The sequence below is a fragment of the Stenotrophomonas sp. AN71 genome (genome assembly GCF_050435725.1).
Taxonomy (GTDB): domain Bacteria; phylum Pseudomonadota; class Gammaproteobacteria; order Xanthomonadales; family Xanthomonadaceae; genus Stenotrophomonas.
Genome location: NZ_JBNDKU010000001.1, coordinates 244,382 through 260,021, shown reverse-complemented (window position 1 = coordinate 260,021; position 15,640 = coordinate 244,382). Strand labels below are relative to the sequence as shown.

Here is a 15,640-nt window from a genome sequence, read left to right as displayed (position 1 = left end):
TTTTCCGCCAATTGAACGAAACGCAGTCGACCAGCGATCGACCCTACCGAAAAGCGGGACGGTGCTTCAGCGCAGCGCCACACTGGGGAAGTCCACCGGCACATCAAACGCCACGTTGACGTAGTTGGTGAACAGGTTGAGCGCCACGTGGGCCAGGATCTCGACAATCTGCTCCTCATCGAAGCCCGCCCCACGCAGCGCTTGCACATCACCGTCGGCAATCTGTGCGCGCTGCTCGACCACCTTCAGCGCGAAGTCCAGCGCCGCAGCGGTGGCTGGGTCACTGGATTGGCCGATCTGCGCCGCCGCCATCTGCTCGCTGCTGGCGCCGGCCTTGCGGCCCAGCGCGGTGTGCGCGGCCAGGCAGTACTCGCAGGCGTTGCGATTGGCGATGGCCACGGCGATCTGCTCGCCCAGCAGCGGCGACAGGCGACCGCCGCCAAGAGCGCCAAATGAACCCCACATGCTCTGCAGCGCGGCCGGGGAATTGGCCACCGCACGGAACATGGCCGGGGTGGCGCCGAAGGCGGCATGCACCTGGCCCAGCAGGGCTTGGCGGTCGGCGCTGGTGGCGGAGGCATCGATCAGGGGGACACGGGACATGGTGGATCTCCTTCGGAAACGTCCGGGATTGGACGATCCGCAGATGCTAGGTAGACTCACTGGACGTTACTGGCCATTTAAGCTTTATCAGTTGTCCATTCGTCCATGAGCACTCCCCCATGAGCACACTGCCCGCGCCGGCGGATACGTCCGCACCCGACCGCCTGTCGAGCCTGCTGGAACGTTTCCGCGTGCAGGCTGCGCTGTTCCACAGCGGGCCACTCTGTGGACGCCATGTGTTCGAGCCGCAGCCCGGGCGCGCGTTCCTGCACATCCTGCGCCGGGGCGAAATGGAGGTGCGCCACCCGGGCGGCGACATCGCCCTGCCGCGCCTGAAAATCGATACCCCCAGCCTGCTGCTCTACCCGCAACCCGTGCACCATGTGTTCTTCAACGCGCCGTTGGACGGCCCGGACTTCACCTGCGCCACGCTGGACTTTGATGGTGGTGCGCGCAATCCCGTCGTGCAGTCGCTGCCACCAGTGATGGTGGTGCCACTGGCCGCGATCGATGAGCTGGACGACACGCTGCACCTGCTGTTCGCCGAGGCCGACCGCCAGCGCTGCGGATCGCGCCTGCTGACCAACCGGCTGTTCGAGGTGGCACTGATCCAGATCCTGCGCTGGGTGGTCGATCATCCAGATGCGGCTGGGGTCAGCCACGGACTGATGCGCGGGCTGTCCGACGCGCGGCTGGCACGCACGTTGGTGGCGATGCACCAGGCACCACAGCAGGACTGGACGCTACCGTGCATGGCCGCCACCGCCGGCATGTCACGCAGCGCATTCGCAGCGGTGTTCAAGGACGTGATGCAGACCACGCCGGCCAGCTACCTGCTGGACTGGCGGTTGAGCCTGGCCTGCGCGCAGCTGCGTGCGGGCGTTGCGGTCAAGCAGGTGGCGATCGACGTCGGGTTCGCCGATACCGCGTCGTTGTCGAAGGCGTTCCGCAAGCGGCTGGGTGCGTCGCCGAGAGCGTGGCTGGCCGGCCTTGCTTGACGACAGGGTGATATCGGAGGGATGGAGAGATCGACTGGGTAGAGTCGACCGCTGGTCGACTATCGCGCGCAGCGCGGGATTCTCCTGAATCCCCGCGAAGGGCAGTCGGCCAGCAGCCGACGCTACCGAAGCCGCATTTTCGTCGTCTGACCGGAAAGCAGTCGAGCATGTCCCGGAGGGATCAGCTGGACGTCCCATCAGACTTCGCCAGCAATCCGGCAATCCGCTCGGCGACCTGGGCGCGCACCGTTTCATCCAGCTGCCCTTCGTACATCGCCTCGTAGATCCATAGGCCATCGGCAGCCAGCCGCGCCACGAAATTGTCCAGCGCGGTAGAATCATTGCTGCCCGCCTCCGGTGCCGACGGTGCCCAGCGGCGTACCGCCGGGCCCCAGGGACGCTCGCCCGCATCCGGGTCGGCAGATTCAAGCATGAACATCAGCTCGGCACGGGTAGCGCTCTGTGCCGAAACACGGACGAAGGTCTGGTAACGCTCCAGCGCCGTGGCGTCGGCAGCGGACTTGCCGAGCAGTGCCTCCATCGACGTTTCCCAGGCCCGCACCAGGTGCTCGTCGATTCCGCGCAACAGCGCCTCGCGCGAGGGGAAGTGGTACAGCAGGCCACCCCGGGTCAGCTGTGCCTCGGCCGCCACCGACTCGAAGGTCACCGCACGCACGCCATCACGATTGATCACGTTGACGGCGGCGTCGAGGATGCGGTCGCGCTTGCTGGTTCTCATCGTGTCATTTTACGCGATCGGCCGCGCCCTCGCGGCCACCGACGCGTCCACGCAGCAGGCGCGCGATGATCGCCGCACCCAGCGCCAGCACCACCGCGATCACCAGCAGCACGATCTGGTAGCCCCGGTCATACGCCGCCGTGGCTAACGCGAACCACTCACCCTGTCCGCCCGCACGTGCGGCGTGCAGCGCCTGGGTGAAGCCTTCGCGCGCGAGCTCGGGCATGTCCGCCGAGACCGGCAGGAACGCACCGTACATCGCCGCGCTGAGGCTGCCCAGCATCGCCACCGCCAGCAGGCCGCCGAATTCGTAGGACACCTCTTCAACCGACGAGGCCATGCCTGCGCGGTGCGGCGGCACGTTGTTGAGGATGGCGGTGGAGGCCACCGAGATGGCAGCGCCCACACCGACGCCGGTGATCGCCATGCCGGCCACCACCCAGCCCAGACCGTGCGGGAAGCCGAACGCCACCACACCCACGCCCACGGCCGCCGCCGCCAGGCCGCCGCAGATCAGGGGCCGCAGGCCCACGCGATGCAGGATGCTGCCGCCCAGCAGCGCGCTGGGCAGGCTGCCCAGTGCTGCCACCGACACCAGCAGGCCGGCCTGCAACGGCGTGAAGCCTGCCACCAGCTGGAAGCGCTGGGTGGTGACCAGCTGCAGTCCGGCCATGGCGAACAGAGTGAATACCGCCGACAGGGTGCCGGCCAGAAATGCCGGGTTACGGAAGATCGCGAAGTCCAGCAGCGGGTACGGCAGCCGCTGCTGGCGACGGCCGAACGCCACACCGCTGATCACCGCCAGCAGCAGTGCACCGGCGCCCAGCGCATATGACGGCGGCGTGGCGATCAGCGATTTGATCGCCAGCACCAGGCCGGACAGCGCGGCCAATGCCAGCAGTGACGACACCAGATCCCACGGGCGCGAAGTATCACGCTGGCCCTCTGGCGCCAGCACCAGCGTTGCCACGAACGCGACCACCACCACCGGCACGTTGATGAGGAACACCGAGCCCCACCAGAAGTGCTGCAGCAACCAACCGCCGATGATCGGGCCGAGGGCTGCGCCGACAATGGCTACCGAGCCCCAGATTGCAATCGCAATGTTGCGCTCGCGTGCTTCGTGGAAGCTCAGGCCGATCAGCGCCAGCGTGGCCGGCATCATCGCTGCGGCGCCCACGGCGAGGAACGCACGCGCAGCGATCAGCTGTGCGGCGCTATCGGCGAACGCCGCCGCCAACGAGGCCACGCCGAACACCACCAGGCCGACCAGGAACATGCGGCGGTGGCCGATGCGGTCGCCCAGCGTGCCCGCACCCAGCAGCAGGCCGGCCATCACCAGTGGGTAGGCGTTGATGATCCACAGCGCCTGGCCGGCACTGGCCGACAGCTCTTCGGTGAGGGTGGGCAGTGCGGTGTAGAGCACGGAATTGTCGAGCGTGACCAGCAGCAGGCCAGCAGCAACGGTGAACAACAGCGCCCAACGGCGGGCGCGCGACAGGGCCGGAACACCGGCCAAGGGCTGGGACAAAGCCATGGGAGAACCTGGTGAGAGGTGGAGTACCGTCATAACTATACAGGACATCCTGTATAGTTATAGGCCTTCCATTCGATCGGTTCAGCTTTTGTGGCGTCGAACTTGCTCGAATGGACATTCAGCCAGGCACTTACACGCATCGCTCGCCAGGCATGGCCTGGCGCTACCCATCCTGGTTCCAAGGCTCCACCCAGGGAGCGATCACCGGCAGTCCTCCGGCAGTGCGGCGATCGCGGCCACCACCGCGCCCTGCATGCCCTGCCCCACGGCCATGTCCAGCTCGCCGCCGGTGTTGCCGTGCTGGCGGCGGAGTTCGTCCTCGCACAGGCCACGTACCCGTGACCGCGCGTTGGCACGCAGGCTGCTGCATCGCCAATCGCTGCGCCCGAGCGGCAGCACCGAATAGACCACGCTGTTGCAGGCGTTCCCGGCACGTTGTAGCAGCGACAGGCCCGCAAAATCCCGCGGCTCGTGGCTGTGCTGCGGATCGAAGTAGCTGTCCGGAAACATGCGCGCGTACTGTTCGATGTCCACGTCCATGCTGCGCCCCCCGGCCAGCGGCACCTGCAGCGGCTGGCCACACCGCGTGGCATCGGCGCGATGCTGGATGAACTGGTAGATCGGCCGGTCCAGTGCGGGCTCGCGCTGGGTCACTGCACTGACCGCCGCCAGCACCGGCAGTGATGCGCGATTGGCCATGCGCACCAGCAATCCCGCCTGGGCCGGCTGGCAGCGATCGCGCAGCGTGGCTGCCAGCAGGAACAGCACATCGTTGCGAAATGCTACGTCTTCGGCCAACCACTGCTCGATACGCTGGCCGGCCTCGATGGCAGGCGCCGGGAAGGCAACCGCAGGCAACGCCGGTGGTGCCGCGGGCCGCTGCAACCACGCGGCCAACGCCACGCCCGCCGCCGCTGCCGTCACCGCTGCAGTGACCCAGCGCGCGCGCATCAGTTGTGGATCGCGGTCAGCGTCGCCGCCGCAGCATCGTAGGAGGCGCTGGCGATGTCCGCATCGAACCGCTTCACCTGCAGGCGGCCTGCGAGCCGGTACGGGTCCCACAGGTTGCCCAGCGCGATCGGCGTGGCCAGCGTCACGTGGATGATCTGGTTCGGCGGCGGCGGAGGCACATGGATGCACGCCCCGTAGAACGGCACGAACAGCAGTTCATCCACCAATCCTGCATCGTTGGTACCCAGCGGCACCACGTAGCCATCCAGATCCACTGCGCGGTCGTCGGCGGCATCGACCACGCGCGAGGAGCCGAACTGCTTGGCCCGGTCCGGGCTGGAATGGTCGATCTCCTGCCCCGGCGGTGTGCCGGAACCGGTGTCGTCGATCAGTCCCCCCACGCCGTCCATGCCATTGCGCGACAGGCCGATCTGTGGCGGTGGGCGCTGGTAGGTCACTTCGTCGGGCCGCAGCGCATCCCAGCGGTCGATGACGGCTTCTGCCGTGGCCGCTGCAGCCACCGGCGTGGCCTGCGCCACGGCCGCAGCGTCACCGCCGGCCTGCATGCAGCCGGCCAGCCACAGGCAGCACATCCCCCCGAACAGCGTTCTACGGTTCATAAGGCCTCAGCTGCGCATCGCGCATGGTGTAGGCCGAACCGGCCAGATCGTCATCCAAGCGCTCGGCGCGCAACGTGCCGGCCAGGAAGAACGGTGAATACATGTCCGGCATATCGATCGGGCGCGGCAACACCACATGCACGATCTGGTTCGGGGGCGGCGGCGGCACATGGATGCAGGCACCGTAGTACGGCACGAACAGGAACTCGGTCAGCCGCCCATCCTGCGCGTTGGCCAGTGGCACTACATAACCCGGCAGCCGTACGGGTCGCTGCAGCACCGTGTCCACCGTACGGAACGTGCCGAACTGCGGCATGCGCCGGTTGCCGTTGTGCTCGACCTCGGGCCCGTCACCCCGCTCCAGCGCGGCCAGTTCGTCCGCGGGCATCATCTGCAGCCAGTCCAGTTCCTGTTCCTGTTCTTCGGCACTGGCATTGCCATCGCGGTCGAGTACCGGCGACGGCGGCAGCGCCTGCACGCCGGTATCGACGGGCCGCTCGCAGGCCACCAGTGCGCACAACATCGGCAACAGCCATCGCGCGCGCATGCTCATCCTCCGGGCGACAGCCCATCGGCCAGGGTGCGGCGATAGGCCAGCAGCGCCGGCAGCAGTCCTGCCACGGCACTGACCACCAGCACACCGGCTACCCACGCCAGCTCGCGCAGGTCCGGCCACACATGGGTGATCGACAGGCCGAACGTGGCCAGCGCCCAGCCACGGCCGGCCAGGCTGGCCGCCACCAGCAGCGCCAGTGCGACCCCACAGGCCACCGCACTGGTCGCCACCGCTTCCACCACCAGCAGGCCGGCGATGTAGCCCGGCCGTGCGCCGGTCGCACGCAGCACGGCCATCTCACGACGTCGCTCCTGCAGGGTCGACACCAACAGCGCCACCAGCGAGACCATGCCCAGCAGCACCACCATCGCGCTGATCAGCTGCAAGGCACGTTCGGCGGTGCCCAGCGATTGCCACAGCTGCTGCAGGGTTACCCCGGGCAGGATCGCCAGCATGGCTTCGTCCGGATACTCGTTGATCGTGCGCTGCACCGAGAATGTGGCGATGCGGGAGTTCAGTCCGAGCATGAAGGCGGTGATGCTGGTCGGCGTCAGGTCCAGCTGCCGGGCCTGCTCGGCGCTGACGTGCTGGCTGCGCAGCTGCACACCGGAGCGCCAGTCCACATGGATCGCCTCGATCGCCGGCAGCGACACCAGCAGCGATGAATCCACCGGCGTGCCGGTGCGCTGCAGGACGCCCGAGATGCGGAACGGCTTGTCGGCATGGGTGGCCAGGGTCACCGCGCCGGTGCCATGGGCCAGCACGATCTCATCACCGATGCCGACCTTCTGCGAGCGCGCAACGTCGGCGCCGATCACTGCCTCGTACAGGTCCGCGAACGCCTGCCCCTGCGCGAACGCCAGTTCGTGCCCGGCACCGTAGCGATAGTGTTCGAAGTAGCCGCCACTGGTGCCGATCACCCGGTAGCCGCGCCAGGAATCACCCAGCGACAGCGGCACGGCCCACTTCACCTGCGGCAACGAAGACAGCGCCTGATAGGACTGCCAGGACACGTTGTTGGCCGGGTCGCCGATATGGAACACCGAGTACAGCAGCAGGTTCACCGGACCCGATCGCGCGCCGACGATGAGGTCGGTACCCGACACCGTGCTGGCGAAACCCTCATGCGCCTGTGCGCGCACGCGTTCGACGCCAAGCAGCAGCACCACGCTGAGGCTGATGACCAGTACGGTCAGGGCCACGCTCAAGGCACGGCTGCGCAGGCTGGCCCACGCAAGCTCAAACATGGGCGACCTCCACCTGGTTGATCTCTGCCAGGGCAATCGTGCGCTCGAACAACGGTTGCAGACCCTCGTCATGGCTGACCACCACCACCGTGGTGCCGGCCGCCTGGCACTGCGCCGCCATCAACTGCAGGAACGCGCTGGCAGCCCCGCGATCCAGCGCCGAGGTCGGCTCGTCGGCCAGCAGCAATGCCGGACGGCCGATCAGGGCGCGCGCGGCCGCCACGCGCTGCTGCTGGCCGACACTGAGCGTGCCCGCAGGGCGTTTCATCAGCGCCGGGTCCAGCTGCAGACCGCGCAGCAGGCGTGCGATCTCGTCATCCAGCGGCCCGCTGATGCGTGCGCTGCGCAGGCGCGAGAATCGCAAGCCCAGGGCGATGTTGTCGCGCACGCTGAGGAACGGCAGCAGGTTGAACTGCTGGAAGATCACGCCCAGATGATCGGCACGGAAACGGTCCCGCGCCGCCCCGCGCATCGTCTGCAAGGCATGCCCGGCCACTTCCACGCGCCCCCGGCTGGGCAGCAGCACGCCGGCCAGCAGCCCCAGCAGGGTGCTCTTGCCACCGCCGCTGATACCGCGCAACAACACACTGCTGCCCTGCTCGATCCACAGCCGCGGGATATCCAGCACCTGACGCATGCCATAGCCGAACTGCACCTCGTCCAGTGCGATCACCGGTCGCGTGCTCACGGGGCCAGCACCACGCGCAGGTTGCCGGCGTTCAGTACGCTGCGTCCCTGGCCGCTGTCGGTCACGGTGTTGACGATCACCTCGTGCAGGCCCGGGAACACGGTCGGCAGGCGCATCACCAGGGCGCGCAACGCCACCGGGTTCGCGCAGCGGTACTGCAGGCGGGCGCTGAAGCCGGCATGGACATGCTGGCCGGGCTTCACCGGCGCCGTGGCCGCGGCGAACCCATCGGCCGTTGCACTGCCACGGGCAAGGCGGCAATGCGCCGCGGTGGGCAGAGTCACCCAACTGCCGCTTTTCAGTACGGAGGTGGCATGAGCCAGCGCCACCCGTTCGGCCGCGTTGGCCGGCGGGCGTTCGAAATCAAGGATGCCGATGCCTGGTGCCTGCAGCGCCAGCTCCAGGTTTCCCTGGTCCAGGGCGAGATCGACGGTGGCCTGGCCGTGCACGTGGGCACCGAGCTGGCGGACATCATGGGCCTGCGCGGTGCTGGCGGCCAGCAGCAGGAAAAGAGCAGCAGAACGCTTCATGGGGGCGACTCCAATTGTTACTATGTAACATTATGGACCATATTCCCTCGTTGCCCGCAAGGGCCCCGGCCCAGCCGCCCGTTTCGGCACGCTGGCACCCCCGTTTCGATCTCGCCGGTGCGTGGCTGTCACTGGCATGCGCCGCCCACTGCGTGGCCCTGCCGCTGCTGCTGGCCTTCGTTCCCGCGGCGATGATGGCGCTGCGTTCGTTCCAGCACCCCGGCCATGGAGTGATGACCGCACTGCTGCTGATGTCGCGCTGGGAATGGCTGTTTGCGCTGCTGGCCTCGACGCTGGCGCTGGCCAGCACGGCGGCCGGATGCTGGCGGCATGGCCACCGGATGCCGGTGCAGTTGGCCTGCGCCGGCGCCACTCTGTTGCTGTCGGCGTCGCTGTATCTGCCGCTGAAGGAATCGCTGCTCTGGCATGGCGTGGCCACCGCCGCCGGCGGGGTGTTGTTGGCCTGCGCGCACATCCGCAATCGGCGGGCCCTGCGCCGGGCCGGGTAGCGCCGGCCCGTGCCCGGCGGGTGTATCGCCGGGTGCGCTTCAGAAGCGGTAGCCCAGCTCGGCGCCGACGATGCGTGGGCTGTCCACCGGGCCGTAGTAATTGCCATCGCGACCAAACGCCAGGTTGTCGAAGATCAGGCCGTTGATACGGCGCTTGTTGGTCAGGTTCTGCACGAACACCCGCGCGCTCCACGGACCGGTCTCATAGCCCAGCTGTGCCCCCAACACCGCCACCGCCGGCTGGAACGCGCGGTTGCGCTCGTCCAGCGCGCTGGCGCCGGTGAACTGTGATTCGAGCCGCGCATACACGCCGGAGGCGAACTGGTAGCGCGCGGCCAGGTAGCCGGTGTAATGCGGGGTCAGCTTGACCCGGTTGCCGTCCAGATTCTGGTCCACACTCACCCACAACCGGGTGTACTTCGCATCGACGTAGCCCACGTTCGCCATCACGGTGAAGCCGGGCATCAGCTCGAACACGCCCTCCAGCTCGGCGCCGCGCGAGCGGATCGACGCATCCGAACCCACATAGTCCGACGAGATCGGCCGGCCGTTGGCGTCGGTCGCCACCTGGATCTCCTGCCAGTTGTCCGAGGTGATGTGGAAGAGCGCGCCGCCGATGTGGCCACGCCCACCCGCCAGGTTCATCTTGAACCCCAGTTCGTGGCTCCACATGCGCTCGGATTCATAGCGCAGCACCTTGTCGTTGACCACCTCGCTCTGCGCGGCGGCCAGGTTGAAGCCGCCCGGAATGTAGCCCTTGGCCGAGGCTGCGTAGAACGACAGATCGTCACTGGCGTCGTAGCGCAGCGACACCCGTGGCAGCGTGGCCTGGAAGGTGTGTGCCAGCGCGGCATCGCGATACAGCACGCGACCGCCGGCGCCCAGGTCCAGCGCACCGGCACGCTGCTCGGTCGAGCGCCGCGCCTGCTCATGGCGCAGGCCGGCGCTGGCGGTCAGTTCCGGCAGCGCGGGGAAGGTATAGCTGGCGGTGGCAAATACACTATAGTCCTCGCCCTTGGAGGTCTGCCGCGGCGCCAGGTGGTAGCTGTCCAGCCCACTCAGCGCCGGGCCGACGAAGGTACCGAGGATCGAATCCTTGTGGTTGCGGTAGGTGGAAACGCCGGCCATCCAGGTCAGGGCCTGGTCGCTGGGCGAACTGAAGCGCGCCTCGGCCGTCCATTCGTGTTTCCTGTCGTAGATGCGGCCCGCCAGCGCCGGGCTGGCAGTCATGTCGAAGTCATAGCCCGCCGAGGTCACCTCTTCGCCACGCCAGGACGCGGCCACGTCCAGCGTGCCGGCTTGCAGCTGCCATTGCGCACTCAGGCCGGCCACCGTTTCGTCCTTCTCGGTACGCTTGGGCGCATCGTTGATGTAGGTGAAGTCATCGGCACGCCGGCCGCCGTTGAGCGAGGCACCATAGGTGCGGTTGTACAGGCCTGTGTCCAGCGGCAGATACTCGTACTCGAACATACCGGGCGCACGGGTGCGCAGGTGGTAGCCCAGCGCATTCACCGAAACATAATCGCTGGGCCGCCAGCGCAGCTTGCCCTGCAGATAGCCCTCGCCCACCTTGCCACGCGCGCCGGAGGGGGTGAGGTTCTTCAGGTAGGCGTCTTCCTGCGAGCCCATGAACGCCACCGAGCCGGACAGGCTGCCCGCCTGGTTCAATGGGCCTGCCAGGAAGCCGTCCACCGCGGCACCGCTGCCATTGCCAAACCAGGTGCCGCGCACATTGACCTCGCCTTCGCGCGCATCGGCCGGCCCGCGCGTACGCACCAGTACCAGGCCCGATTCGCTGTTGGCGCCGTACAGCGTGCCCTGCGGCCCGCGCAGCACCTCCACCGATTCGACCTGGTTGAGCACCGCGTTGCTCAGCTCGCGGAACGGAATGCCGTCGATGTAGACCGAGGCACGGTTGACCAGGAACGGATTGGATTCGATGCCGCGAATGGAGATGAACATGTTGCTCAGCTGGCCCATCGCATTGAACTTCACGTTCGGTGCCAGCTTGTCCAGGTCACGGAACTCGGTGACGCCGGCCTCCTTCAGCGCCTGCCGATCGAGTACCGTCACCGACAGATCGCTCTTCAGGTAAGGCGTATCGCGTTTGGAGCCGGTGACCCGCACGCGGTCGAGTGTGGCCGGGTCGGCCTGCTGCGCATGGGCGGACAGGGCGGGAATGAGCAGGGAGGCCGCGACGAGAGCGGCAGCGGGCGTGGACGACTTCAACGGGAACCTCGACAGACGGGAGTGGCGGGCGCGCGGGCGGCGGCGGCGCGGGACAAGAGTGTTATTTTGTAACATTCACAGGTCGCCGCCACTCCATTTCCGGCAGCGCCGCTCCATTTCCGGATCCGTGATGCCCGCCCTCGCCGACCAGCTGCTACAGGAAACCGCCCCGCAGGTCCCGTCCGCCCACGCCAGCGACGATGGCGCGGTGGTCATACTGCGCCATCGCTTCGGTGCCAGCGAAGGCGAGATGGGGCATGTGCACCAGCTCCGCCTGGGCATGGCGATGGCCGGAGGCGGGCGTTTGCAGCAGCACACCCTCTGTGGCCAGCTGCAGGCCCCCTGGCGACCGGGCCAGTTCAACCTGGTCCTGCCTGGCGATCTGGGCACCTACGCCAGCCCGCCGGTCGAGGTGCTCGGCATTGCCATCGATACCCGCCTGCATCCGCATGAGACACAGCGGCTGCAACCGCTGGCGGCAAGGCTGCACCGCGACCCGGTGGTCGCGTCGGTACTGCAGGCGCTGTGGTGCAGCGCGCAGGCCGATGTCTGCCTGCCCGGCTTCCTGCAGCACGGTGCGCAGGTGCTCCTGCACCGCCTGGAACACCTTGCAGAGCAGCGTGGCGCCGAGCCCGGTACCGCACCGGCACTGTCGGCCCGCCGGCTGCAGCAGCTGGAGGATTACATCGATGCGCAGCGCGAGCTTCCACTGAACGTCGCGCAGTTGGCCGCTGCGCTGCAGATGGAACCGTCAACCTTCAGCCGCGCGCTGCGCGCAGCCACCGGCCTGCCGCCCTATGCCTTCCTGACCCAGCGCCGGATGCAGTGGGCACGTGTGCAACTCACGCAGGGCCGCAGCGTCACCGAGGTCGCGCTGGCCACAGGCTATGCCAACCCCAGCAAGTTCAGCGCGGCCTTCCGGCGGGTGCTGGGCTGCTCACCGTCGAACCTGACAGATCGGTAATGTCCGGGTCAGGGCGGCGAAAGGCGCCGCCGTCCACCCTGAAGGTCACTTCCGCCACCGGTGTTCCGCCCATGATCCGCTCCCTGCTCCGTCCCGCCCCGCTCGCCCTGCTGCTGTGTGGCGTGGCCGCTGCACCGCTGGCCATGGCCCACCCCAGCCTGGTACGCGCCACACCGGCCGCCGATGCCACCGTGGCCCCGGCCAGCCAGATCGAACTGCAGTTCAGTGAACGCGTGATGCCGCGCGTCACCCGCATCGAACTGAGCATGGACCATGGCCGCATGAAGATGGCCGTGCCCACCGCCGCACAGGACATTTCCGAGGACGGCCGCAGCCTGCGTGCGCGCCTGGCCAAGCCACTGGCCGCCGGCGACTACGCGCTGCAATGGCGTGCGGTCGGCCAGGACAGCCACCCGATCACCGGCACCTACCGTTTCACCGTGAAGTAAGGCTGCCGCCGTGGCCGAGCTGTTGCCGTATGCGTTGCGACTGGGGCTGTACGTGGTGTTGATGCTGCTGTTCGGGCGCACGCTGTTCGCACGCCCGCCGCTGCAGCGAGGTGCCTGGCTGGCGCTCACCGGCACGGCACTGGCGCTGGTCATCACCGATGCCGTCGCCCGATTGTCCAGCGTGCTCGGCGTACCGCCCTCCGGCATCGATCGCGGCACGGCCTATTGGTTCCTTACCGGCACGCCGGTTGGCGAAGCCGGCCTGCTGCGGCTGCTGGCGGTGCTGGCGATGCTGCCGCTGCTGGCCTCGTCCCGCCCGCTGCGCGGTCTGCGCCGTCTCCTGCTGTTGTTGCTCTCCGCCATCGCGTTGGCCAGTCTTTCCTGGAACGGGCACGCCGCCGCCGGCGATGGGCTGCGCGGCATGCTGCGCCTCGGCGCCGGCTTCGCGCATCTGTTGGCCGCCGGCGCCTGGGTAGGTGCCATCGCCGCCATCGTGCAGTTGGCGCTGCGCCCACAGGGCCTGGGTCTGCGCGAGCGCACCCTTGAGCTATGGCAGGCTGCCCACGGCTTCGCCGTGCCCGGCACGGTCATCGTCGCCACATTGGCCATGACCGGCACCTACACTTATGTCGACCTGGGCGGCTCGCTGCAGACCCTGACCGGAACCGCACACGGGCGCTGGCTGCTGTTCAAGCTGGCGCTGGTGGGCGGCATGCTGGGGTTGGCCGGGCTGCATCGCTGGCGCCTGGTGCCAGCGTTGGCCACGTCCATCCGTGGGGGATGGCAGCCGCGTCCGCTGCGCTCGCTGCGCCACAGCCTGGCCTGTGAGTCGGTGCTGGCGCTGCTGGTGCTGGCCTGTGTTGCCGTGCTTGGCACCCTGGACCCGCTGGCATGAGCGGCCCCAGCCAGCCCGCGCGCAAGCTGCGATGATGGGTGCACCATGAAACTGCTGATCGTTGAAGACGAGCCCAAGACCGGCAACTACCTGCGCCAGGGCCTGATGGAGGCCGGCTATGTCGTCGACCTGGCCTGCAATGGCATCGACGGACTGCATCTGGCCGGCAGCGGGGACTACCAGCTGGTCATCCTGGATGTGATGCTGCCCGGTATGGACGGCTGGAACGTGCTGTCACGGTTGCGCGCGGCCGGCTGGCAGGTGCCGGTGCTGTTCCTGACCGCCCGCAGCAGCATCGCCGACCGGGTGCAGGGCCTGGAGCTGGGTGCCGACGACTACCTCGGCAAACCCTTCGCCTTCGCCGAGCTGCTGGCGCGCGTGCGCACGTTGCTGCGGCGTGGCCAGGCCATCCCCCAGGCCGAGCGCATCGTCATCGCCGATCTGGTGGTGGACACCCTGCGCCGGCGCGTGGAACGCGGCGGCCAACGCATCCCCCTCAGCCAGAAGGAGTACACCCTGCTGGAGCTGTTGGCACGCCGCCGTGGTGAAGTGCTGCCGCGTTCGCTGATCGCCTCGCAGGTGTGGGACATGAATTTCGACAGCGACACCAATGTCATCGATGTGGCGATCCGGCGCCTGCGCGCGAAGATCGACGATGACTTCGACGACAAGCTGATCATCACCGTGCGCGGCATGGGTTACGTGCTGGAGGCGCCGGAGGACAGCGCTGCGCGCGACGGATGAGCCTGCGCCGTTCCATCGCGGTGCGGCTGACACTGCTGTTCGCCACGGTGGCGACGCTGGTGCTGGCGGCGCTGGGCGTGGCGATCTATCTCAGTGCCCGCCACGATCTGGTGGCGCAGGACTTCATCGAGCTTGAGAACAAGGTCGCACTGATCAGCGACCTGGCAGGCAACGGCCCCGCCGACGGACGTGCTTTGCGCCTGCGCGAGGCACTCAGCCACCATCCGGATATCGCCTTCCATATCATCGATGATCGCGGCAGCGTGCTGTTTTCCACCGCACCGGCGCTGCTGCGCGCACATGCACGCCTGCAGCCCATCGACAGCACGCCCCGCCGGCATGACTGGATCCTCGCCGATGGCCGTTGCATGCATGCCCTGCACCTGCGCCAGGCGCTGGCCGACGGCAGCCAGCTGATCACCCTGCTGGCGATCGATGACGACCGCCACGCCGCCTTCCTGCAACGCTTCCGCCATCTGCTGGCGATCGCGATCATTGCAGCGGCCGTCGCCAGCAGCCTGCTTGGCGGCTACGTGGTGCGACGCACGCTGCGGCCGCTGCGCACGCTGGCCGATGAGGCCCGGCAGATCACCGCCGGCCGCCTGCAGCGGCGGTTGAATGCACGCAGTGCGCCGGCCGAGCTGGAACAGCTGGCGCAGACCCTGAACGGCATGCTGGCACGCCTGCAGCAGGACTTTGCGCGGCTGACCGAATTCTCCGGAGACCTCGCCCACGAACTGCGCACACCGATCACCAACATGCTTACCCAGGTGCAGGTGGTGCTGGCACACCCGCGCAGCAACGAGGCCTACCGCGAGACGCTGGTGTCCTGCGCGGAGGAACTGCAGCGGCTGGCACAGATCGTCGGCGATCTGCTTTACCTGGCACAGGCCGAAGCGCCGGGTGCCCTGCCCTCACGCGAGCCAGTGGCACTGGATGCCGTGGTGGATTCGCTGCTGGAGTTCTATGAGCTGCTGGCCGAGGATCGGCAACTGACCCTGCGCCGCGAGGGCGCGGCGCGGATCGACGGCAACCGGCTGATGCTGCATCGTGCCATTGCCAACCTGCTGTCCAATGCGTTGAAACACGCCACGACCGGGAGCGAGGTTCGGGTACGCCTGGCTGAAGCTGATGGTGTCTGCAGGATCAGCGTGCACAACACCGGCACGCCGATTGCCCCCGAGCTGCTGCCACGCCTGTTCGACCGCTTCTACCGTGGCGAACGTAGCCGCCATGACGGCGCCGGGCTGGGATTGGCGATCACCCGCGCCATCGCACAGGCGCACGGCGGTACGGTGAGCGTGGTTTCCGAGCCCACCGGCACCACGTTCGAGCTGGTGCTGCCGCGCACGCGACCGTAGAGCCGAGCCCTTGTTCGGCT

At 68.0% G+C, this 15,640-nt stretch carries 17 protein-coding genes; 7 read left to right on the top strand and 10 right to left on the bottom strand.

What is annotated here, in order from left to right; translation table 11 throughout:
* Positions 1 to 66: 66 nt before the first annotated feature.
* Entirely contained in the window at positions 67 to 603 is a 537-nt protein-coding gene (locus ABH900_RS01145; RefSeq protein WP_429620485.1) for a carboxymuconolactone decarboxylase family protein, read from the bottom strand.
* A gap of 128 nt (positions 604 to 731) precedes the next feature.
* Here ABH900_RS01145 and ABH900_RS01140 point away from each other — a divergent pair, with 128 nt between their 5' ends.
* Entirely contained in the window at positions 732 to 1,601 is an 870-nt protein-coding gene (locus tag ABH900_RS01140) for an AraC family transcriptional regulator (RefSeq protein ID WP_429621391.1), read from the top strand.
* Positions 1,602 to 1,782: 181 nt separating this feature from the next.
* On the opposite strand, the gene ABH900_RS01135 is transcribed toward ABH900_RS01140, so the two are convergent.
* The 8 genes from ABH900_RS01135 to ABH900_RS01100 all read right to left on the bottom strand — a co-directional run bounded on the left by ABH900_RS01135 (position 1,783) and on the right by ABH900_RS01100 (position 8,469).
* A complete protein-coding gene (locus ABH900_RS01135) occupies positions 1,783 to 2,340 on the bottom strand; it encodes a TetR/AcrR family transcriptional regulator (RefSeq protein WP_429620483.1) in 558 nt (185 codons plus the stop codon).
* A 4-nt stretch (positions 2,341 to 2,344) separates the two neighbouring features.
* Positions 2,345 to 3,877, bottom strand: coding sequence for an MFS transporter (locus tag ABH900_RS01130; protein ID WP_429620481.1), 1,533 nt, complete (start codon positions 3,875 to 3,877; stop codon positions 2,345 to 2,347).
* Between the two features lie 201 nt (positions 3,878 to 4,078).
* Entirely contained in the window at positions 4,079 to 4,828 is a 750-nt protein-coding gene (locus ABH900_RS01125) for a hypothetical protein (RefSeq protein ID WP_429620479.1), read from the bottom strand.
* The gene (locus ABH900_RS01120; RefSeq protein WP_429620477.1) at positions 4,828 to 5,448 is read right to left on the bottom strand and encodes a DUF3299 domain-containing protein; all 621 of its coding nucleotides are present in this window, start codon (positions 5,446 to 5,448) and stop codon (positions 4,828 to 4,830) included. Before ABH900_RS01120 ends, ABH900_RS01125 begins: the two co-directional genes overlap by 1 nt.
* A complete protein-coding gene (locus tag ABH900_RS01115; protein WP_429620475.1) occupies positions 5,438 to 5,995 on the bottom strand; it encodes a DUF3299 domain-containing protein in 558 nt (185 codons plus the stop codon). Before ABH900_RS01115 ends, ABH900_RS01120 begins: the two co-directional genes overlap by 11 nt.
* 2 nt (positions 5,996 to 5,997) lie before the next feature.
* Positions 5,998 to 7,251, bottom strand: coding sequence for an ABC transporter permease (locus tag ABH900_RS01110; protein ID WP_429620472.1), 1,254 nt, complete (start codon positions 7,249 to 7,251; stop codon positions 5,998 to 6,000).
* The gene (locus tag ABH900_RS01105; RefSeq protein ID WP_429620470.1) at positions 7,244 to 7,939 is read right to left on the bottom strand and encodes an ATP-binding cassette domain-containing protein; all 696 of its coding nucleotides are present in this window, start codon (positions 7,937 to 7,939) and stop codon (positions 7,244 to 7,246) included. Before ABH900_RS01105 ends, ABH900_RS01110 begins: the two co-directional genes overlap by 8 nt.
* Positions 7,936 to 8,469, bottom strand: a complete 534-nt coding sequence (locus tag ABH900_RS01100) for a ZrgA family zinc uptake protein (protein ID WP_429620467.1) — start codon at positions 8,467 to 8,469, stop codon at positions 7,936 to 7,938. Before ABH900_RS01100 ends, ABH900_RS01105 begins: the two co-directional genes overlap by 4 nt.
* Before the next feature lie 32 nt (positions 8,470 to 8,501).
* On the opposite strand from ABH900_RS01100, the gene ABH900_RS01095 reads away from it, so the two are divergent.
* The gene (locus ABH900_RS01095; protein WP_429620465.1) at positions 8,502 to 8,978 is read left to right on the top strand and encodes a MerC domain-containing protein; all 477 of its coding nucleotides are present in this window, start codon (positions 8,502 to 8,504) and stop codon (positions 8,976 to 8,978) included.
* Positions 8,979 to 9,017: 39 nt separating this feature from the next.
* Here the strand turns inward: ABH900_RS01095 and ABH900_RS01090 are convergent, their stop codons facing one another.
* Positions 9,018 to 11,207 (bottom strand): TonB-dependent receptor, encoded by a 2,190-nt coding sequence (locus ABH900_RS01090; protein ID WP_429620463.1) that lies wholly within the window; start codon positions 11,205 to 11,207, stop codon positions 9,018 to 9,020.
* A 130-nt stretch (positions 11,208 to 11,337) separates the two neighbouring features.
* Between ABH900_RS01090 and ABH900_RS01085 the strand changes: the two genes are divergently transcribed.
* From ABH900_RS01085 to ABH900_RS01065, 5 genes are all read left to right on the top strand, one after another.
* On the top strand, positions 11,338 to 12,171 hold the full coding sequence (locus ABH900_RS01085) for a helix-turn-helix transcriptional regulator (protein ID WP_429620461.1): 834 nt from the start codon (positions 11,338 to 11,340) through the stop codon (positions 12,169 to 12,171).
* A 71-nt stretch (positions 12,172 to 12,242) separates the two neighbouring features.
* Positions 12,243 to 12,620 carry a copper homeostasis periplasmic binding protein CopC gene (copC, locus tag ABH900_RS01080; RefSeq protein WP_429620459.1) on the top strand — a complete coding sequence of 126 codons (378 nt, stop codon included), beginning with the start codon at positions 12,243 to 12,245 and terminating at the stop codon, positions 12,618 to 12,620.
* Positions 12,621 to 12,630: 10 nt separating this feature from the next.
* Positions 12,631 to 13,515 (top strand): copper homeostasis membrane protein CopD, encoded by an 885-nt coding sequence (copD, locus tag ABH900_RS01075; RefSeq protein ID WP_429620456.1) that lies wholly within the window; start codon positions 12,631 to 12,633, stop codon positions 13,513 to 13,515.
* 45 nt (positions 13,516 to 13,560) lie between these two features.
* The gene (locus ABH900_RS01070) at positions 13,561 to 14,259 is read left to right on the top strand and encodes a heavy metal response regulator transcription factor (protein ID WP_429620454.1); all 699 of its coding nucleotides are present in this window, start codon (positions 13,561 to 13,563) and stop codon (positions 14,257 to 14,259) included.
* The gene (locus ABH900_RS01065) at positions 14,256 to 15,620 is read left to right on the top strand and encodes a heavy metal sensor histidine kinase (protein ID WP_429620452.1); all 1,365 of its coding nucleotides are present in this window, start codon (positions 14,256 to 14,258) and stop codon (positions 15,618 to 15,620) included. Before ABH900_RS01070 ends, ABH900_RS01065 begins: the two co-directional genes overlap by 4 nt.
* Positions 15,621 to 15,640 lie beyond the last annotated feature (20 nt).

Coding starts and splice junctions, on each gene's coding strand:
- ABH900_RS01145 (WP_429620485.1), bottom strand. CDS start 603: ATGTCCCGTGTCCCCCTGATCGATGCCTCCGCCACCAGCGCCGACCGC.
- ABH900_RS01100 (WP_429620467.1), bottom strand. CDS start 8,469: ATGAAGCGTTCTGCTGCTCTTTTCCTGCTGCTGGCCGCCAGCACCGCG.
- ABH900_RS01115 (WP_429620475.1), bottom strand. CDS start 5,995: ATGCGCGCGCGATGGCTGTTGCCGATGTTGTGCGCACTGGTGGCCTGC.
- ABH900_RS01130 (WP_429620481.1), bottom strand. CDS start 3,877: ATGGCTTTGTCCCAGCCCTTGGCCGGTGTTCCGGCCCTGTCGCGCGCC.
- ABH900_RS01135 (WP_429620483.1), bottom strand. CDS start 2,340: ATGAGAACCAGCAAGCGCGACCGCATCCTCGACGCCGCCGTCAACGTG.
- copC (WP_429620459.1), top strand. CDS start 12,243: ATGATCCGCTCCCTGCTCCGTCCCGCCCCGCTCGCCCTGCTGCTGTGT.
- ABH900_RS01125 (WP_429620479.1), bottom strand. CDS start 4,828: ATGCGCGCGCGCTGGGTCACTGCAGCGGTGACGGCAGCGGCGGCGGGC.
- ABH900_RS01120 (WP_429620477.1), bottom strand. CDS start 5,448: ATGAACCGTAGAACGCTGTTCGGGGGGATGTGCTGCCTGTGGCTGGCC.
- ABH900_RS01110 (WP_429620472.1), bottom strand. CDS start 7,251: ATGTTTGAGCTTGCGTGGGCCAGCCTGCGCAGCCGTGCCTTGAGCGTG.
- ABH900_RS01095 (WP_429620465.1), top strand. CDS start 8,502: ATGGACCATATTCCCTCGTTGCCCGCAAGGGCCCCGGCCCAGCCGCCC.
- ABH900_RS01065 (WP_429620452.1), top strand. CDS start 14,256: ATGAGCCTGCGCCGTTCCATCGCGGTGCGGCTGACACTGCTGTTCGCC.
- ABH900_RS01070 (WP_429620454.1), top strand. CDS start 13,561: ATGAAACTGCTGATCGTTGAAGACGAGCCCAAGACCGGCAACTACCTG.
- ABH900_RS01085 (WP_429620461.1), top strand. CDS start 11,338: ATGCCCGCCCTCGCCGACCAGCTGCTACAGGAAACCGCCCCGCAGGTC.